General features: G+C 40.3%; 1 protein-coding gene. It reads left to right on the top strand.

Going from position 1 to position 3,878, the window contains the following annotated elements; translation table 11 throughout:
- A partial coding sequence (locus Q0200_RS10855; RefSeq protein ID WP_297941092.1) for a hypothetical protein occupies positions 1–3,681 on the top strand: 3,681 nt, incomplete at its 5' end.
- Positions 3,682–3,878: the final 197 nt, after the last annotated feature.

Below are 3,878 nucleotides of genomic sequence, written 5' to 3'. Positions count from 1 at the left end.
GCTATGCTTCACTGGATTAACGAGAATGAAGAAGACGGATGGTTTGATAAATTTAAAGATGAGCCGCCTGCTAGGTGGAAATTTGCGGATTATGCAACTAAGGGCGATACTCTAGAGGAGCTTACGGAAAAGGCAAAAAATAACAATAGGCAAATCGGCGAACCCACCGCCTATGCCTTAGCTATAGAAGCTAGGTTTAATCAGGATATGGTTATAGAAAAACCGGAAGATGAGAGTAACAACGGTAAAATAGACGAAAAGCCTGAAAAGAAACAGATAAACAACGAAATTCAAAGCTTTGTTCATAGGCCAAAAGATAAAGATAAACCCCCTTACATTTTCGTTAATCAAGAGAACAGACATCAGCTATCCCTTCGCACCAAATCCTTCGTAAACCGTTACGAACTCCTTCATCACGTTAAAGATACTTCTATCACGGGGTATTCTTCCAGCGCCTTTTACGATAGTAAATTTAACAACTACGTAATAGGCTTTAGAGGCACGGAGCTTGGCATAAAAGACCTAGTTATAACAGACGGTATGATAGCGTTTTTGGGCGCGGCGCTGGATCAGATAGTATCTCTTAAGGTACTAAAAGACGAAATCTATAAAAGCATAACGGATCATATGGATAAGGCTATAAAGTCCGTTTCGGTAAATAAGAACCCGTATGGCCCTAAGACATCAAAGACATCAAGCTATACTAAAGATATTATCGAGATTTCAAACCCTTACGACGCTACTTGCCATGCAAACTACGCTCCTACCCCTCCTCTAGTAGTAGCCGGTCACTCGCTAGGAGGGCATTTGGCTCAGGTTTATTGCTCGGTCTATCCAAACGAAGTAAAGGAGCTATATACCTTTAACGCCCCTGGCTTTGGAGGCGTATGGATATCCTTGCCAGTTATCGTTTTTAGGTTTTTAGGCTTTATAGCCAAGGTCATATATAAAGGCATAAGGTGGGTAGCTAGGATACTAGACCCGTATGGCTTTATAGGCGGTATGGTTAGCAAGGCGTTTGATAAGATAAAAAGCTTCTTCGGCTTTAGCAAAGACGATAAAGACGAGGCTACGCTAGAAGATTGCGTCGATCTCGTAAAGGAAAACAAAACGGCCTGCGAGGAGCTAAATAAGCAAAACGTAAGCTCTAATATGAGCAAGGCCAGTAAAGGAGATACTCTTGGTATAGAGGTTCATCATATAGACTCCGTTATGCATAAAATTTACGACGAATACGACGAAGGATACTTTGATAAACAAGAAGAGTATAAAAATACGTTTAGCTTAGATACCGTAAAAACAGACGCAAATCAGGTATTTGAACCAAGCGTATCGGTTATCTCCGATCTTGGCCTTAGATACGGCATGGCAAACTATACGGAGAAATTCGACTATCAAAACACCTCTAAACTTCATCTTATAAACGTGCTAAAGGCTTCTCACTTTATGAAGCAGTTAGTAGAGAGCTTATATCTGATGGAGTATCTTTTAAACCATCCCGAAAACGAAGCCAAGATAAAAGATAAAGATATAGCAAAGGCTCTAAACTATCTAAACGACTACTTACAAACCCTAGCTTCTCAGATACTGTTTTATAAAATTTATCTAAAAAACCTTCCGAGGCTAGGCAATATGGAAGAAGAAAAGATCTCAATCCTAGAAAGCGTAATATATCCCGTAAGCCTATATGTAAACGACTTTGGATACGACGATATCGGCTCGGCACCCAATGTAGAAGATCTCATTAGCTGCTTGCTAGCCTATACGCAAGATAATCTACCGATAAAAATCATAGATAAAGAAGATATCAAGGATATCAACGCAAAAACGCTCGCCTCAGAGGTCATGCAAGATGATCTAAATTTGACGTTTGCGATATATGGATGCAGATTTTTTACTCTGGATAAAAAGTTAGATTTAGAACAAGCAAAAGATAGGCTCACATATATATCGGGCTTTTATAAAGGCATAAGCCCATACGTTAGCCGTAAGCAAGATAGCGCGGAGCTTGAAAAATGGATAGAGGCTAGGATAGAAATTTGCAAAAGCGCGTATGAGCTTAAATTTGAGGGGTGGAGATATCTATCTAACGATAAGAAGCGCTATTTGGTACTCTCAAAAAAATCGCAGAGCGCATATAAAAAAGAGATAGACGAGGATCAAAGAAGCATAATCCTGCCCTCCATCCAAGCGCTAGGAGATATGTCCAAAGAAGATAAAGAGTACCAAGCAAAACAGCTCTTAAAGATGATAAGGTTTGAGCCTAGCGAGCTTATACATATCTACCATAAAAACTGCGATATATTTTTAAAAAACGAAAGTACGTTTGACGTCGCACGCGTAGAAGAGGATATAAATTTAAGCTTTAAATATCTAAACACCAAAGTCTTTATGATGAGTAAGCTTTTAACGGGGGGCGAGGAAAAAGAAGATTACGAGCTTTACTTTAAAGAAAACAAAGATAAAAACGATCCGGAAAACAAAGAAGACGCAAATCAGGCCTCCTTATCGCTTGCCCCTAAAAACCAAGCCGGCGAGGATGTCCAAGCTGGCGAAAGCTATGCCGCATATATATTTCAGCCCCGAGATACGCATAGCGGCATAGGAGGGCTAAATTTACTATACAAAAACTCTCAGGCTAGGCTACTAAACTACGATATAAAAGAAGATAGCCTAAATATCAAGCTAAAACCGGCCAGTAAAAAGGCTAAAGAGCTAAAGGGGCTAAATCAAATCGCTCCCGAAGATAAAACATTTGACGAAACGGCGGTTAAAACCGGCCTCTCGTATCTACATCCGGTCATAGAAGACGATATCATAACCTGCGAACACGGCGGCAGGGTGGTGCTAAAAAGCGTAAGAGGGAGAACGATAAAATCAAACGGCATACCCCTGATACTAGGATGCGATTTTATAAACTTACCCATAGTAGGCTGCGGCGCGAACTCTCCTTGTACCAGAGTAGCTTTCGTGCCAAGCGGCGCTCTTAGCCAAAAAACCGTAAACGGCGATCACGCCTTGATGCAAGACTTCGTAAATTTATGTAGGAGCGATAGAGGCTCTATACTAACCTGCGCTAAAAAATCAAACAAGCTTAGGATATCGGATCCCGGGAATATCGGCGGCTATAATATCTCAAATGCGGACAAAGATAGCGCTAATAGCAACTCTGCTTGCATAAGGCTACATTTTAAAAACTACGCCTCGCAAAAAGACAACCTACCCGTAAATATCTACTATCTAAACGGCGCTAAATTTGAAAACAAAGAGGGCTTTGAACAAATACGGCTAAATTTAAACGAAGGCAAAAATCCTAGCGACGGCGAACTGGATAAAAAGCTAAAGCAAAACTATAACGAAGACCATAAATTTAAAGAATTCGAGCTACGCTACGGCATAAATACGATAAATTTGGTATTTGTAATCCCAAACTCTCCTCAAAAGGCTTGCAAGCAAGCATATAAAAATGCAGGCGAACCTGAAAGCGGAGTTGGATACTTTACCAGGCTAGATAAATACGAAAGCCTGGATAGGTCGCAAAAAAGACCGGTGCATACTCTGGTATTTTTCTCGCCTTCATACGCTAAAAGCGTAAAACTGCAAATCGCTAAAGGATTTGATAAAGACAATGAGCCAAGTCTAGATATATGCGAAGTCGTAATGTTAAGCGGGCAGGTTTAATTTAAACGCAAGGAAGTAAGGTGCAAATAAGCGATATAAGAGTCGTGCAGGATATAGAAACGCTACTGAAAGAATTTGACGGGTATACCAAGCAGTATAAGTATATAACTTTTTATTGCCGTAACTTAAATAATTTTTATCATAACGATACGATACAGCTGGGTACCCTAGGCGGCATTATCATGCAAAGGCTTTTT

Source organism: uncultured Campylobacter sp., from assembly GCF_938045225.1.
Classification (GTDB): domain Bacteria; phylum Campylobacterota; class Campylobacteria; order Campylobacterales; family Campylobacteraceae; genus Campylobacter_A.
This window is presented reverse-complemented; position numbering and strand designations above follow the sequence as displayed.